At 42.6% G+C, this 13740-nt stretch carries 14 protein-coding genes; 12 read left to right on the forward strand and 2 right to left on the reverse strand.

Annotation, left to right across the window (positions count from 1 at the left end):
• The first annotated feature begins 2 nt into the window (after window positions 1-2).
• Window positions 3-194, forward strand: a complete 192-nt coding sequence (locus PL9631_RS05425) for an RNA-binding S4 domain-containing protein (RefSeq protein ID WP_083618059.1) — start codon at window positions 3-5, stop codon at window positions 192-194.
• Here the strand turns inward: PL9631_RS05425 and PL9631_RS05430 are convergent.
• Complete coding sequence (locus PL9631_RS05430; RefSeq protein WP_197046273.1) at window positions 189-752, reverse strand: pentapeptide repeat-containing protein; 564 nt, start codon at window positions 750-752, stop codon at window positions 189-191. The two genes, PL9631_RS05425 and PL9631_RS05430, sit on opposite strands and share 6 nt — an antisense overlap.
• Before the next feature lie 41 nt (window positions 753-793).
• On the opposite strand from PL9631_RS05430, the gene PL9631_RS05435 reads away from it, so the two are divergent.
• The 6 genes from PL9631_RS05435 (at window position 794) to PL9631_RS05460 (ending at window position 5566) form a co-directional block, all read left to right on the forward strand.
• On the forward strand, window positions 794-2047 hold the full coding sequence (locus PL9631_RS05435) for a threonine/serine exporter family protein (protein WP_156090463.1): 1254 nt from the start codon (window positions 794-796) through the stop codon (window positions 2045-2047).
• A 261-nt stretch (window positions 2048-2308) separates the two neighbouring features.
• On the forward strand, window positions 2309-2599 hold the full coding sequence (locus PL9631_RS05440; RefSeq protein ID WP_083617835.1) for a hypothetical protein: 291 nt from the start codon (window positions 2309-2311) through the stop codon (window positions 2597-2599).
• Between the two features lie 238 nt (window positions 2600-2837).
• Complete coding sequence (locus PL9631_RS05445) at window positions 2838-4565, forward strand: succinate dehydrogenase/fumarate reductase flavoprotein subunit (protein ID WP_083617837.1); 1728 nt, start codon at window positions 2838-2840, stop codon at window positions 4563-4565.
• Between the two features lie 127 nt (window positions 4566-4692).
• Window positions 4693-4956 carry a hypothetical protein gene (locus PL9631_RS05450; RefSeq protein WP_083617839.1) on the forward strand — a complete coding sequence of 88 codons (264 nt, stop codon included), beginning with the start codon at window positions 4693-4695 and terminating at the stop codon, window positions 4954-4956.
• A complete protein-coding gene (locus PL9631_RS05455) occupies window positions 4956-5321 on the forward strand; it encodes a type II toxin-antitoxin system VapC family toxin (RefSeq protein ID WP_083617841.1) in 366 nt (121 codons plus the stop codon). Before PL9631_RS05450 ends, PL9631_RS05455 begins: the two co-directional genes overlap by 1 nt.
• Window positions 5322-5425: 104 nt before the next feature.
• Window positions 5426-5566, forward strand: coding sequence for a hypothetical protein (locus PL9631_RS05460; RefSeq protein WP_156090464.1), 141 nt, complete (start codon window positions 5426-5428; stop codon window positions 5564-5566).
• Between the two features lie 171 nt (window positions 5567-5737).
• Here PL9631_RS05460 and topA read toward each other — a convergent pair whose 3' ends face one another.
• Window positions 5738-8428 (reverse strand): type I DNA topoisomerase, encoded by a 2691-nt coding sequence (topA, locus tag PL9631_RS05465; RefSeq protein ID WP_083617843.1) that lies wholly within the window; start codon window positions 8426-8428, stop codon window positions 5738-5740.
• Between the two features lie 245 nt (window positions 8429-8673).
• On the opposite strand from topA, the gene PL9631_RS05470 reads away from it, so the two are divergent.
• The 5 genes from PL9631_RS05470 to PL9631_RS05490 all read left to right on the forward strand — a co-directional run bounded on the left by PL9631_RS05470 (window position 8674) and on the right by PL9631_RS05490 (window position 13336).
• Window positions 8674-9006: a thioredoxin family protein gene (locus PL9631_RS05470; protein ID WP_083617845.1), complete on the forward strand. Its 333-nt coding sequence runs from the start codon at window positions 8674-8676 to the stop codon at window positions 9004-9006.
• A gap of 609 nt (window positions 9007-9615) precedes the next feature.
• Window positions 9616-10824, forward strand: coding sequence for an LL-diaminopimelate aminotransferase (locus PL9631_RS05475; RefSeq protein ID WP_083617847.1), 1209 nt, complete (start codon window positions 9616-9618; stop codon window positions 10822-10824).
• A gap of 495 nt (window positions 10825-11319) precedes the next feature.
• Entirely contained in the window at window positions 11320-12240 is a 921-nt protein-coding gene (locus PL9631_RS05480; protein ID WP_083617849.1) for an NF038130 family PEP-CTERM protein, read from the forward strand.
• A 329-nt stretch (window positions 12241-12569) separates the two neighbouring features.
• Window positions 12570-12944, forward strand: a complete 375-nt coding sequence (locus tag PL9631_RS05485) for a DUF433 domain-containing protein (protein WP_083617851.1) — start codon at window positions 12570-12572, stop codon at window positions 12942-12944.
• Window positions 12941-13336, forward strand: a complete 396-nt coding sequence (locus PL9631_RS05490) for an ACP S-malonyltransferase (protein ID WP_083617853.1) — start codon at window positions 12941-12943, stop codon at window positions 13334-13336. The genes PL9631_RS05485 and PL9631_RS05490 overlap by 4 nt, the downstream gene beginning before the upstream one ends.
• Window positions 13337-13740 lie beyond the last annotated feature (404 nt).

The following is a 13740-nucleotide window of genomic DNA, read 5'->3' on the forward strand; positions in this document are numbered from 1 at the left end:
CTATGTCTGAAACCATTAAACTCGATCAATTTCTGAAATTTATGGGTGAAGTCTCCACCGGGGGACAAGCAAAAATCCTAATTAAATTTGGTGATGTTGAAGTCAATGGTGAAGTTGAAACTCGCAGGGGAAGAAAGTTAGTCACCGGAGATCAAGTATTGGTTAATGGAAAAACCTTAACGGTTAATTTATAACATTGATAATAGCACTTGACCATTGGGCATCATCGTATTGCAAATTATCGCATCCTGATCATTAAATCCGATGGCATCGGTTAGGTTAGCATCGGTTAAATTAGTGGCTTTAAACTTGGCTTTGTGTAAATCCGTATCCCGTAAATCTGCCCCCACTAACCAGGCATTTTCTAAATTACATTCATATAAAGTTGCATCGCTTAAATCTGCTTGATAAAGATTAGTATAACTTAAATTAGCTTGAGTTAAATTCGCTCCATTGAGATTGATATGGGAAAGATTTGCCCCCATGATTTGGGCACTATATAAACTGGTTTGTTTCAAAATGGCATAACTCAAATTCGCCCCCATTAAGTTAGCTCCGCGCAAGGAAGCTCGACTTAAATTTGCATGACTGAGATTCGCCCCACTCAAGTCCGCCCCAATAAAGACTAACCTACTCAGATCAAAATTTTGTAAATCTGCACCCCTTAAATCCACTTCTTTAAAATTCCATTCTCCGGTTGCTTTCCGTTGTAGTAATTCCAACCCATCCATAATATTAAGCCCAAATCCCATAACATTAATAGCATCAAATGTCTGTTTAAGGAAAAGCCCAGATGACGCCAACAGTCCTGCCAGAAATCGATCAAAAGTTTCACCTAGTTTTATTGACCGCCCGACTTCTCCTCCAAAATAGTGCTGCAACCGAAAGAGTGCATCGAGTCACTCATCAATTGGCGGATAGTTTAGGAATTGAAGCCCGGTTATTAGTTTCCTATGAAGCCATCACATTAACAACCAAAATCCATAATCAATTCTATTCGCGCATTAGTATGCCGATTCCGGTGATGAAAATTAATATGATGGTGATTACTCAAGTCATGCGGTTAGTTGATGATATTCAACAAGGACATAAAACTTTAGAACAAGTTACGGATGAGTTAGAACTGATTAATTATCATTCTCCCCCTAATTATCCCCAATGGTTTTTAGTATTAATGTTAGGAATAGCGGGGGGAAGTTTAGCTAAAATTTTTCAAGGAGACTGGCCGGCATTTTTGATTGTTAGTGTGGCAACAGCCCTGGGATTAATCTTACGGCAGGAATTAGCTAAACGTAAGTTTAATGGGTTTATGATCACATTTTTTGCAGCTTTTTTAGGAGGCTGTATTGGAGGAGTTAGCATTAAATTAGGTTTAACAATAACCCCCGAACCCTGTTTATTAGTTCCTTCGATGATGTTAGTCCCAGGCGTGCATTTAATTAATGCTATTTTAGATATGGTTTACAACCATCAAATTACAGGAATTGCTCGATTTAATTTTAGTTTAATGATGTTAATTTCAATTTTATTTGGTTTATTATTATCGGGTACATTTATGGATATTCCCGTTGCCGTTAATTCATTTAAACCGCCCCAATTAGAACCCGAAAGTATTCTATTTGCGGGAGTTGTTGCCGCCGGATTTGCCATTTTATTTAACGTGCCAAAAGGGATTATTTGGATTTGTATGCTTTGTGGAATGGTCGGTTATGGAATGCGATTTGTTTCAGTTTATCTGGGATTTGGATTGATTTGGGGAAATCTTATTGCCTCCATGGTGGTGGGATTTATGACGGTTTATTTTTCTCGAAAATTTAAAGTCCCCTCGGCGGCTATTGCATTTGGGGCGGTTGTGGGTATGATTCCTGGGATTTATATTTTTAGGGCTGGAAGTGGTTTAATTTTAATGATCAAGTTAGGAATCCATGCCGATGTTCCATTAATTGCTAATACTATTGTCATGGCAGGCACAGGATTATTGATGACCCTAGGCATTCCCGTGGGGTTAGCACTGCCCAATCTCTTGTTTTTTCGTTCAGATGATTAGGTAATAGGTAATAGGTAATAGTCACGCGATTAAGTATATGGAGTAAACATTTAAGTATTAAGAATTAAAAATTTAGGGTTGAGGATTGTAGTTAAATGTTAAGAATCCCTGAAAAAATCAAGAATTGAGTATGGCCGATGCAGGATGTTTGACAGAATGTAAAGTTAAATTACAACTGTGATTAAAATGTTGAGAAATTTTCCAAAATTGAATCAATCCCTTAATCTGGAAGTTTAAAGTAATATTATCAAGAGAGAACCAATGCAAGATCTGAAAAAGTATCGTATTCGATGCACACTAACATACGGCGATATCTATAGCCAAATTATCATTTGGTTAATTGTCATCTTTATCGCCTTAGCAACTTGCCTAGCCCTGTGGAGTACAACCCGTCAAATTTATGCTTTAGCGACGGTTGGCCTAATTGTTGTGCTGTCTTTACCTTTCCTGCTCTTTGCATTCGTCACCACTTTATTTAACCATATTGAAATTTTATCCGTAGATCCCTTGATTGAAGACGAACCCAGTCGTGCTGAATTTCCGGCTTCCTAAACAGCACAGATCAGTTATCAGTGTAGGGGCGGGTTCATCAAAATTTAGGTGATTAACAAAAATCTAAAAGAACCCGCCCGTACCAGTTACCAGTTATCAGTTAATAGTTAAGAAGTTTACAGTTAATTGATTAGCTCCTCAACTGATAACTCCTCAACTGATAACTCCTTAACTGATGACTGATGACTGATAACTCCTTAACTGATGACTGATAACTGATAACTGATAACTGATTAAGATGCTAGAACATGATGTGATTATTGTTGGGGGCGGGTTGGCAGGATGTCGGGCGGCGGTAGAAATTGCCCGGACTCACCCCAGCTTAAATATTGCCATTGTTGCCAAAACTCATCCCATCCGTTCCCATTCCGTGGCTGCCCAAGGGGGTATTGCTGCTACTTTAAAAAATATTGATGAAAGTGATAGTTGGGAAGCCCATGCCTTTGATACGGTCAAGGGTTCAGACTATTTGGCTGACCAAGATGCTGTCGAAATTTTAGCCAAAGAAGCCCCGGATGTGATTATTGATTTAGAACATTTGGGGGTATTATTTTCCCGTCTTCCCGATGGCCGCATCGCTCAACGCGCCTTTGGGGGCCATTCCCATAACCGCACCTGTTACGCCGCCGATAAAACTGGTCATGCGATTTTACACGAACTGGTGAACAACCTGCGACGCTATGGTGTGCAGATTTATGATGAATGGTACGTCCTGCGCTTAATCTTAGAAGACGGACAGGCGAAGGGTGTGGTCATGTTCCGCATAAATGACGGACAGTTAACCGTTGTGCGGGCTAAGGCGGTGATGTTCGCCACCGGGGGGTACGGTCGGGCATTTAATACCACTTCTAATGACTACGCCTCAACGGGGGACGGGTTGGCGATGTCGGCAATGGCGGGAGTTCCCCTGCAAGATATGGAGTTTGTCCAGTTCCATCCTACCGGGTTATATCCGGTGGGGGTATTAATTTCCGAGGCTGTGCGGGGGGAAGGAGCCTATTTAATTAATAGTAATGGGGAGCGTTTCATGGCGACCTACGCCCCGAGTCGGATGGAATTAGCACCTAGGGATATTACTTCTCGCGCTATTACTTTAGAACTCCGGGCGGGCCGTGGAATTAACCCCGATGGTACTGCCGGGGGGCCATATATTTATCTGGATTTGCGACATTTGGGACGGGAAAAAATCATGAGTCGGATTCCCTTTTGTTGGGAAGAAGCCCACCGTTTATTAGGAATTGATGCGGTGGTAGAACCGATGCCTGTACGTCCCACCGTTCACTATTCCATGGGGGGTATTCCGACTAATATTGATGGGCAAGTTTTAAGCGGGATTGATAGTTTTGTGGATGGCTTATTTGCTGCTGGAGAAGCCGCCTGTGTGTCGGTACATGGAGCTAATCGTTTAGGCAGTAATTCCTTATTAGAATGTGTGGTTTATGGAAAAAGAACCGGAGCGGCTATTGCCCAATTTGTCCAAAATCGCAAGTTACCCACAATTGATGAACAGCGTTATTTGAAAGAAGCCCAAGGGCAATTACAAGGGTTATTAGACCAGTCGGGAGACTATAGAATTGCCCAACTGCGCCAAGAGTTTCAAGATGCCATGACGGCTCATTGTGGTGTGTTTAGAACTGATAGTATTATGCAAGAAGGGTTAAGTCAAATTCAAGAATTGCAAAATCGTTATCAACGGATTTATTTAGATGATAAAGGCAAATGTTGGAATACGGAATTAATTGAGGCGTTAGAGTTAAAAAATATTATGATTGTGGGAAATATGATTTTAACTTCCGCTTTAAATCGTCAAGAAAGTCGAGGGGCTCACAGTCGAGAAGATTATCCTCAACGCAATGATGAAAGTTTCCTAAAACATACTTTAGCTTATTATTCTCCTGCGGGTATTGATTTAGCCTATCGTCCGGTAAAAATTACCCTATTTGAACCCCAAGAACGCAAATATTAAGGTGCAGAAACCGGGTTTTATTTAAAAATTCGGTTTCTTTGAGAGAAAGGCGATCGCACTTTGGGGAAGAAAGGGGCGAAACAATTATTCAAGGGTTAGAATAGTAAAAAAATAGTTGAGAGATGATATGCAGCGAATATATGAGGCTATATTGAACGGCAACCTTCTGGAATGGACGCGGGAGGTTCCCAAACAGAGCGATCGCCCTATTAGAGTTTACGTTACTTTACAAGCAGATCGATCAAGTCTAAGTGCTGAGTTTCGCCGCCAAAAAACAGTTGAAATATTGGAAAAAATTGCAGCAAGTAATGTCTGTGATGATATTAGCGATCCGGTGAAATGGCAGCGAGAGTTACGTCAAGATCGTCCACTTCCAGGTAGGGATGGATAATGCTACTGGATAGTAATATTATTATCTACGCTTCCCAACTGGAAAACTCGCAGATTAGGCAGTTTATTGGCGAAAATGACATAGTTGTATCGGCAATAAGTTACGTTGAAGTGTTAGGTTATCATCGGCTAACTGAAGATTATAGATTGTATTTTGAGGAATTTTTTGGTGTTGTGGAGGTTTTACCGATTTCTAACGCTGTACTTGATCGAGCAGTGGCATTGCGACAGATGAGGAGAATGACTCTTGGGGATGCTATTATGGCAGCAACAGCTTTGGTATATGACAAAACTTTAGTTACAAGAAATATAGACGATTTTCGGTGGATCGCTGAACTCACATTGATTAACCCGTTTTATACTTAAATAAAGATGGGCGATCGCACTTGAGGAAATAAGGACGATCGCATTCCCCTAGCTCTTAAATTGCTATAATAACAACCAACAAAAAAATCTCAACATCAAGCATAATGTCTACTTATAGCGAGGTACTGAGTCAGGCTCAAAATCTCAGTCCTGACGAGCAACAACAACTTTTAGAAGTATTGTCAGCATTGATGCGCGATCGGGTAACAACCCAAACTCAGCATAGCAGTGAAAGATTACGCTGAAAGAATATCAAGTCCGAGATAAAACAAGTCTAATCAGACATGGAATTTTGGTGTTTTGTGCTTATACTTTTATTCTCTGGCACAGTTTAACCAGAGGATAAAGCTACACGCTAGTTAAGACTTATAAAAGCCCAGTTAGCGTGTAACTAAGAATCTGGCTTTAAAACACAGCTACGAGCTAGTTTTTTTGCTAGTAGTTGAGGACTTTTTGGTTGTAGTTTTCGTGGTTTTAGCTGTGGTTTTCGAGGCTGTTTTTGTCGTTTTAGACTTACTCCGAGAACTCGAACCCGAATCCGCTTTTGCCGCCAACAATTCCAACGCTTGGGCTAAGGTAAACGCTTCTACCGCCGCATCCTTGGGTAAGGACGCATTGATTTTTCCATGTTTAACATAGGGCCCATAACGGCCATCATAAACATTCACCGGTTCATCATCTGCGGGATGGTTTCCTAACTCGCGCAGGGGCGGAATTTCTTTTTTACCTCGTCCTCCCCGACCACTGGTTTTCGGTTGGGCCAACAGTTCCAATGCCCGTTCTAAACTAATGGTTAACACATCATCCGGGGCTTTCACTGACCGATAATCCTTACCGTCTTTCCCCTGGTCATGAACCACGTATGGCCCAAACGGCCCCACAGCGGCTTTAATCTTAGCTGCGGTTTCAGGATGGGTTCCTAATAGTCGGGGTAGGGCTAATAACCCCAGGGCCATATCCAGGGTGACGTTCTCTTTCTCAACACCCTTGGGAATAGATACCCGTTTCGGTTTTTTACTATCTTCGGCTTCTAACCCCAACTGCACATAGGGGCCATAGGGGCCGATTAATATATAGATAGTTTCTGCCGTTTCTGGGTGAACTCCTAATTTTTCTGGCCCTTCGGTTTTTTGTCCCACCAATTCCCGAATTACCTCCGGGGTTAAATCCGCCGGAGTCAAATCCTGGGGAATGGAAGCGGTAATCATCTCCTCTCCCGTTCCCGCCTCAATATAGGGGCCAAACTTACCGATACAGACGCGATATTGAATCGGATCATCTTCATCCCCCAACTGTTCTAACTCAATAGTTCGGGCGACTTTGGTATCAATTTTACTTTCTTGATCCTTAACCTGATGTTCCAGTCCCGCCTCCCCTAAATAGAATTTTTCCAAATAGGGTAACCAAGGAGCTTCTCCGGTAGCAATATCATCCAGCGTATCTTCCATGCGGGCGGTAAATCGCAAATCCACCAAATCCGGGAAGTATGTTTCTAAGAGGTTAGTAACAGCAAAGGCAGTAAAAGTTGGGATCAGGGCGTTATTTTTTAACTGAACATACCCCCGATCAATAATGGTTCCAATCACACTAGCGTAGGTACTCGGGCGACCAATGCCTTCACTTTCCAAGGTTTTGACTAAAGATGCCTCCGTAAATCGGGCCGGAGGTTGGGTTTCGTGTCCCACCACATCTAACTTTTTGCAGTCGGGATGGTCGCCAACCTTCAGAGGTGGTAATAATACCTCTTGGTCTTCCAAGGCGGCTTCTGGGTCGTCGGAACCCTCTACATAGGCTCGCAGGAACCCGGGAAAATCAATCCGTTTTCCGGTACTGCGGAATCCGGCATCCTCAACCTTTAACTCAACGGTAATATTGGTTTGGCGGGAGTCAGCCATCTGGGAGGCTACGGTACGCTTCCAAATTAAATCATAGAGGTTGAGTTCCGCCCCACTCAGGGCCGTTTCTTGGGGAGTACGGAAAGAACTTCCCGCCGGACGGATGGCTTCGTGGGCTTCCTGCGCTCCTTTAGATTTAGTCGTATATTGTCGGGGTTTGGGACTAAGGTAATTTTTCCCATATTTTTGTTCCACACATTCCCGGGCGGCGGTAATCGCTTGCTCCGATAAATGCACGGAATCCGTTCTCATATAGGTTATATAACCCCGCTCATACAAACTCTGGGCCGTTTGCATGGTTTGACGGGCACTTAACCGGAGTTTACGGTTGGATTCCTGTTGCAAGGTGGAGGTGGTAAACGGAGGCGAGGGTTTACGGGTAACGGCTTTTTCCTCTAAGTTGGCAACCGTCCAGGGTTTACCCGATAACCGTTGTTTTAAAGCGTCCGCTTGGGCTTCATCTAGCAAAACCACCTTGCGGCCGGCGGCAATTTTTCCCGTACTTTCATCAAAATCGCTCCCGGTCGCCACTTTTACCCCGGCCAAACTGACCAGTTTAGAATCAAATCGACTCTGGGTATGTTCCAGCAGGGCCTTTAAATCCCAATATCCCCCAGACCGGAAAGCTCGACGCTCCCGTTCTCGGCTGACCAGTAAACGCACGGCTACGGACTGTACCCGGCCGGCGGATAATCCCTTAGCAATTTTTTTCCACAACAGGGGGGAAAGGGTATAACCATAGAGGCGGTCGAGGATGCGGCGGGTTTCCTGAGCATGAACCAGTTCTTCATCAACGGTGCGACAATTTTTCAGAGCTTCACGAATCGCCTCTTGGGTAATTTCGTGAAACACCATCCGTTTAATTGGGACTTTCGGTTTCAGAATTTGGAGTAGATGCCAACTAATACTCTCTCCCTCGCGGTCTTCGTCAGTAGCGAGAACGAGTTCGTCCGCTTCTTTGAGGGCGGCTTTGAGTTCTTTAACAATTTTTTGCTTATCTTTGGGGATAACGTAAATGGGTTCAAAGTTCCCTTCCACATTCACCCCCAGTTTTGCCCACGTTTCTCCCTTATATTCTTCGGGGATTTCCTCAGCAGAGGGTGGAAGGTCACGGACATGACCCATTGAGGCTTCTACCCGATAACTCGATGGTAAGAAGTTGCGAATGGTACGGGCTTTGGTTGGAGATTCAACGATGACTAAAGTTGACATAGCACCTTCTCAGGTTACAGCAAACACCGGACTTGGGGAATGAAGAAAAGCGTTGGGAATTGCTTTTGTTGACAATATTAGCACTACATGAAGCCCACCAAACTTTTCACAAACCCTGAAAGGGTTAGGTGAGGGGATCTCCACACACTCAGGATATGATTAAATTTTAGATACCAAACTGAAGACCGTTGAAACTGGATCTAACGATAGCAAAAATTTCTAGTCTATCCATCACCTAAATAACTATGAGTAATCACCCTCTTGTCATTCAAGATTCAGAATTTGACTCCGAAGTTCTGAAAGCAGAACCACCGGTTTTAGTCTATTTTTGGGCCGGTTGGTGTGGCCCTTGTCGGCTTGTGTCTCCTTCTATGGAAGCGATCGCCACAACCTATAGCGATCGCTTAAAAGTGGTGAAAATGGAGATCGATCTCAATCCGATCACCGTTAAATCCTATAAAGTAGAAGGGGTTCCGGCTTTAAAATTATTTAAAGCAGGGGAAGTTATCCAGTCCCATGAAGGCGCCATTCCTAAATCTAAATTAATCGATTGGCTAGAAGCAGGTTTATCTGCATAGGAAAAGTTGCTTTTTGAATAAAAACTTACAATTCCACCTCTATAGGACAAGCCCTTGATGTCCTAATCAGTTTCAAGACCGCTATACACTCCCCTAAATTGGGTCTGAAGCCCTGCTATTAGGGTGGTAGAGGCTCCAGATCTAATTTTTAGGGTTCAAAAACAAAAATATGTAGACTAAGCACTGATACAAAATTATTGGCACTGTCATTCTGAAGGGAGCGATCGCGCCATGAAGAATCTCGCCATTATTCAGTATGCAATTTATTTTATTTTACTGCTTACCATTAATGAGTGAATCGCTTTTCTCCTATCATTTCAAAATCCTGGAAGCCATCACTTTGACTTCTGAATTCATCTTTTGAATTTTAGCTGTAAAAATATTGATATAGCAATCCTAAATAGGTTGTAACATTTCAATACTGATATGAAACAACCAGAAGTATTACCCATTACCCATTACCCATTACCCATTACCCATTACCCATTACCTGTTCCCTTATCATTAATTTGGTATTCAAAACCGTTGTTTTATCCTATAATAAATAGGAATGAATAAAAATCCTAGGTAAAACTTAGGGGCTTTAAACCCTTTTTTTTGTAATTCATTATGAAATTTGCTAACCGTTTAGACCTATTACGCTCTAATGTTTTTGCTGATATGGATCGAGCCAAATCCAAAGCGATATTGGCAGGACAAGATTTAATTGATTTATCCTTGGGTTCTTCCGATTTACCCGTGGCCGATCATATTATCACCGAGATCCAGGAATCTTTATCCGATCCGAGTACCCATGGTTATCTGTTATTTCGCAATACCCAGGAGTTTCGGGAAACCGTCGCCCAGTGGTACAGTAACCGCTATGGCATTGCCATTGATCCCGAAACCGAGGTTTTACAATTAATTGGTTCCCAGGAAGGAACGGCCCATCTTCCCCTGGCCATTTTGAATCCGGGTGATTTTGCCCTCCTGCAAGATCCGGGTTATCCCTCCCATCTGGGCGGCGTATATTTAGCCGGAGGTCAAATGTATCCCATGCCCTTACGGGCGGAAAATGGCTTTTTACCGGTGTTTGAGGATATTCCCGAAACCGTATTAAAACAATCTCGGATGATGGTCTTGAGTTATCCCCATAATCCCACCTCCGCCACGGCTCCTTTATCCTTTTTCCAGAAGGCAGTAGAATTTTGTCAAAACCATGATTTAGTATTGGTTCACGATTTCCCCTATATGGATTTTGTCTTTCCCCGGGGAGAACAAACTATTGCGGAATTAGCCCCATCTATTTTACAAGCCGATCCGAATAAAAGCGTTTCGATTGAATTCTTTACTTTTTCTAAGTCTTATAATATGGGCGGCTTTCGGGTGGGGTTTGCCATTGGTAATGCGGAGTTAATTTTGGCTTTACGCCGGATTAAAGCGGTGGTTGATTTTAACCAATATCAAGGCATTTTGAATGGGGCGATCGTGGCTTTAACCGGGCTCCAGGAGCATATTGCCCAGAATATGCAGATCTTCGCAGCGCGACGGGATGTGTTTATTCAAGGAATGCAGAATATGGGCTGGAATATCCCGAAACCCGAAGCGACCCTCTATATTTGGGCAAAACTCCCCGAACCCTGGTCAGAGGATTCTATTGGTTTTTGTCAACAACTGGTGGAAAAAACTGGAGTCGCCGCTTCTCCGGGGGCAGGATTTGGCAAATCTGGCGAAGGATATGTCCGATTTGCCTTAGTTCATCCCCCAGAGGTCTTAGCAACGGCCTTAGACCGCATTGCTGAGTTTTTACGGACATCCCCGTCCCCTTCTAAGCCTTAATGGGTTTGGTGTTCTGCCTGTTTAATTTTGTCCATTCCTAGAGCAATTCCCTAGAACCTGGGTTTTTTTTCAGTAAATTTACGGATAGTCGGAGGGCGTTAAATCAATTCAAAATCGTAACTCCGTAAATTTACTGAGGTTGATCCACACTATTTAATTAGGAATAAAAAGTTTACCTTAGCTTTACAAAAAAACCGATAAATTCATCAAAATTTTATAGACATTTCCCCGGTATTGTTTATAATAGCAATAGGTAAAGTCAAGAACACCAAAAGCCAACTGGCTCAAAGCGTTCACCAGACTGAGTGTTAGACGAGGGTGCTAAAGTTCCTCCATCAAAGTCGAACTTTAATATATTAAAAAAACATAGTCAACAATCACCGTCTGAAGTGACATGAATCACAAACCTATCTATCCCAATCGGTTTTAATTAGATTCAGCATCACCGATAGACAAAAATTCTAAAGAAACCTTCTACTTCCTGGAGAAAAGATTATGGCAGCTTCATTAAAAAAACTCTTAATTGGCACTTCCGTCGCAGTTGGAATGAGCGCAGTTGGAATAACCCCCGCTTTAGCTGGAAGTTTGACCAATGCGACCATCGGTGGAACTGCCGCCAGTGATTATTTGACCTATGGTACTTCAGGGAATAAAACCGTTCTAATTCCGAACAGCGTTACTAACCTACAATCGGTTTTAGATGGTAATGCAGCCAGTCCTACGGGCAACGTTGAGTTAGCCGCCAGCAGCGAAAAAGCCGGGTTTAACTTCAGCAATAATACTAGCTTAACAGGGGATATTGGAGGCAAATCTCTAACCCTGAGCAGCCTGACAGCATCGGACTGGGCGACAACGGTGAGCGGTGGATTAACTTTAGCTCAGAAGTGGTTCGGTGATGCGTTGACGGCTAACGGTTATGGTTCAGTATTGAATAGTGCCCCTTTGTATGGTTTAGCCTGGAACACCTTTAACGCAGGCGGTGGACTGCAACGATTCAGCGACCCGAACATCTCATACGTGAATCAAGATGATAGCACGGGCGAGATTAAAATTGGGTTAGCCGGCCACTATGATGCCACCCCACTGCTATTTAAAGGTTTAAATAACGCCCAGAAATTGGCATTAAATAGCCTCCGCGACCCCAGCAAAGCCGCTGCCCCCATACAAGCCAGTGAAATTGTAAAATATACCTATAACGGGACAACTAACTATCTTTACAACTTTTTGGCTACCGGGTCTGGTTTGACCGCCGCAGATGATAATTTCTCCCACAGTGGTAACTACGAACTGAAACTAGCTGGAGTCATTACACCTCCCCCTGCTGCCGCAGTTCCCGAACCCTCTACAATCTTAGGACTGATAGCCGTCGGTGGTTTGTTCGGTGCAGCCAAACGCAATGCCAACAAAAAAGCCTAATTCCAGTTTTCGGTAAGTCAATTGGAGAAGTAGAAAAACACAGGGATTCTAACCCTCACCCGTCATAACAATTTAGAGCGATCGCTTCTTTTATATTAATAAAAGCGATCGCTCTAGTATTTTTGGGTATAATTTTGAAACAAAGGGCTTTCATGCTGTTTGTTTTCCTATGCTATACCTCGAAGATCTACTAGAAACCTGGGTAGACTGGGTAAGTTGGCGATCGCTTAAACCTTTGATTCGCTCTAATATAGAACAGAAAACCATTTTTTTTGCGTAGTATTTACCTCTATTTATAATCTAAAAATAACTTCTAGGAGGCTATAAATATGACAACCATATCCAACGAACAAACAGCTATTATCCGCACAGAAAGAGGATTAACAATCGCAGGTACACGCATTACTATCTACGACATCATGGACTATGTAACGGCTCAATATCCACCTAAGTTTATTAGGGGATTATTTGATTTGACAGAGGCACAAATTAATGGAGCTTTAGCTTATATTGAGGCAAATTGCGCTGAGGTTGAAGCTGAGTATCAAATTGTTCTTAAAGAAGCTGAAGAACTGCGACTATATTATGAAGAAAAAAATCGTGATCTGATTGCTAGAATTGCGGCGCAACCACCACAACCTGGTCAAGAAGCTATTCGAGCAAAACTTCAAGCTGCAAAAGCCAAATTTAAGTCTCAGCTATGAATTTTTTAGTTGATCATAATTTGAGAGGACACGCCGTACTTCTCTCAGGTAGTATTTTAAATAGTGGCTGGCTAGATTGGGTACTGATTCGATTTATCACCTTTGATGAAATAGGCTTACCAATCAATAGTGATGATCGGGTAGTTTGGCGGTTAGCTCAATCAAACCAGATGATTCTATTGACCGCAAATCGGAGTATGAAGGGTGATAACTCTCTGGAACAAGTGATGCGCGAGGAAATAACTTCTACATCACTCCCCGTGATTACTATTAGTGATGCCGATCGCTTGTTGAATGACTTTGAATATCGGGAGCGTTGTGCGATTCGTCTGGTTGAAATTGTGATCGATATTAATACTTATATGGGTGTAAGTCGGCTTTTTATCCCATAAAGTGAGGTTGAGGTTTTTGAAGAAGCACTTTTTCTCCTACTGGGGATGGTAGAGGAGGCGCGATCGAGATTATCTAAGTTATCCCTCTTACGAAGATGGCATCCAAAACTTCCAAGTACAATCAGGATTATTTCCTAAACATCTTTCATGTAATTTCGGTTCTTCAGTATCTAGTATGCTAAAATCATAGTTAATAAAATCAATAAAGACAAAAAATATATCTGGCGATGGCTGAAAAGCTTTTTCCGGTTGACAGTTAAGCGATATGTGGTGTTAACTAAAACCAGAAAAAGAGTAAATTCAGGGTAAAGGGGTAACAATGGCTTCAAACAGGGAAATTAAAATGCTCACAGAACTTCTGGGGCTAGAAGGAGTAAAAGTGGGAACACGCCATCAACATAAAG

This window comes from Planktothrix paucivesiculata PCC 9631 (assembly GCF_900009265.2).
Classification (GTDB): domain Bacteria; phylum Cyanobacteriota; class Cyanobacteriia; order Cyanobacteriales; family Microcoleaceae; genus Planktothrix; species Planktothrix paucivesiculata.

What these genes read in the sequence shown, in the direction of transcription:
- PL9631_RS05470 (WP_083617845.1), top strand. Translation starts at nt 8,674, where the DNA reads ATGAGTAATCACCCTCTTGTCATTCAAGATTCAGAATTTGACTCCGAA.
- PL9631_RS05490 (WP_083617853.1), top strand. Translation starts at nt 12,941, where the DNA reads ATGAATTTTTTAGTTGATCATAATTTGAGAGGACACGCCGTACTTCTC.
- PL9631_RS05475 (WP_083617847.1), top strand. Translation starts at nt 9,616, where the DNA reads ATGAAATTTGCTAACCGTTTAGACCTATTACGCTCTAATGTTTTTGCT.
- PL9631_RS05450 (WP_083617839.1), top strand. Translation starts at nt 4,693, where the DNA reads ATGCAGCGAATATATGAGGCTATATTGAACGGCAACCTTCTGGAATGG.
- PL9631_RS05480 (WP_083617849.1), top strand. Translation starts at nt 11,320, where the DNA reads ATGGCAGCTTCATTAAAAAAACTCTTAATTGGCACTTCCGTCGCAGTT.
- PL9631_RS05485 (WP_083617851.1), top strand. Translation starts at nt 12,570, where the DNA reads ATGACAACCATATCCAACGAACAAACAGCTATTATCCGCACAGAAAGA.
- PL9631_RS05460 (WP_156090464.1), top strand. Translation starts at nt 5,426, where the DNA reads ATGTCTACTTATAGCGAGGTACTGAGTCAGGCTCAAAATCTCAGTCCT.
- PL9631_RS05445 (WP_083617837.1), top strand. Translation starts at nt 2,838, where the DNA reads ATGCTAGAACATGATGTGATTATTGTTGGGGGCGGGTTGGCAGGATGT.
- PL9631_RS05425 (WP_083618059.1), top strand. Translation starts at nt 3, where the DNA reads ATGTCTGAAACCATTAAACTCGATCAATTTCTGAAATTTATGGGTGAA.
- PL9631_RS05435 (WP_156090463.1), top strand. Translation starts at nt 794, where the DNA reads ATGACGCCAACAGTCCTGCCAGAAATCGATCAAAAGTTTCACCTAGTT.
- PL9631_RS05455 (WP_083617841.1), top strand. Translation starts at nt 4,956, where the DNA reads ATGCTACTGGATAGTAATATTATTATCTACGCTTCCCAACTGGAAAAC.
- PL9631_RS05430 (WP_197046273.1), bottom strand. Translation starts at nt 752, where the DNA reads ATGGGATTTGGGCTTAATATTATGGATGGGTTGGAATTACTACAACGG.
- topA (WP_083617843.1), bottom strand. Translation starts at nt 8,428, where the DNA reads ATGTCAACTTTAGTCATCGTTGAATCTCCAACCAAAGCCCGTACCATT.
- PL9631_RS05440 (WP_083617835.1), top strand. Translation starts at nt 2,309, where the DNA reads ATGCAAGATCTGAAAAAGTATCGTATTCGATGCACACTAACATACGGC.